Below are 928 nucleotides of genomic sequence, written 5' to 3' on the forward strand. Positions count from 1 at the left end.
TTCTAACATTTAGTTTTCTCCATTCACTTCTAATTGATCAGATTAATCATTAAATTTACCATATCCTTTAAATCTTCTTGTTTACTCTCTTGATGTAGCGGGAGATTTAGAATACATTTAGACAAAGAAAATGATTCTGGATAGTGATTCGGGTTAATCTCATTAATCATAGTATGGTACAAACTAACGACTCCAAAGCCCTGTTTATTCAGTTCAAAATAAAAATCGTTGCGAGACTTTTTCTTTATAAGCACCGGCAATGTTTGAAGATAAACATTATTAGGTGTCAATTCTGGCCAGAGTAAATCCACCTCTCCATGCAACGGCAACAACAAATCCCTCAGATATATCTCATTATTCTTTCTGATTTGGGCAAGAGCCGAAAGGTCGTATGACAGTAAACTACGTAAGTAAGAGTTCTCAACCATTCGATTAATTTCTTTTGTTTCATTATTATTTATTTGAAGTATTCCCCCTGTTTCGATTGGCAACATTTTGTGCAAAGAATAAATACTCACATCTCCAAGTCCTCCACAACTTCCACCTATTAATGAGGAGAATAAAGCATGGGCAGCGTCCTCAACAATCCGAATATTTTTCTCTTTAGCCATTTTAACAATCATACCCAAATTAGGGTCAGGTCTACCGAAATAATGTATTAATAGTAGAATACTATTAGCAGGCGCATTATTGATTTTTACGAATAAATCATTTTTTATGATACCAAGCTCTGTATCAAGTGCATAAAATTCATACTTTACATTAGAGTCTTTAATTGGATCAAATACCCCTGAACCCTCAATACTACTCCACCCTATATAAGCAGGTATAAAAACGGTGATCTGGGATTCTAAGTTTTGTGAAGTAAGATAATATTTGAAAGCACTTCTTGCACTATTAAATTCCAAAAATGATCTATTATATAATC

The 928-nt window shown here is 33.4% G+C and carries 1 protein-coding gene; it reads right to left on the bottom strand.

Annotated elements, in window-relative coordinates; genetic code table 11:
• Window positions 1–29: 29 nt before the first annotated feature.
• Window positions 30–928, bottom strand: an 899-nt coding sequence (locus A3844_RS06075) for a DegT/DnrJ/EryC1/StrS family aminotransferase (protein ID WP_143192017.1), incomplete at its 5' end; no start/stop codon positions are given.

This window comes from Paenibacillus helianthi (assembly GCF_001909055.1).
In the GTDB taxonomy this organism is placed as follows: domain Bacteria; phylum Bacillota; class Bacilli; order Paenibacillales; family Paenibacillaceae; genus Paenibacillus_AQ; species Paenibacillus_AQ helianthi.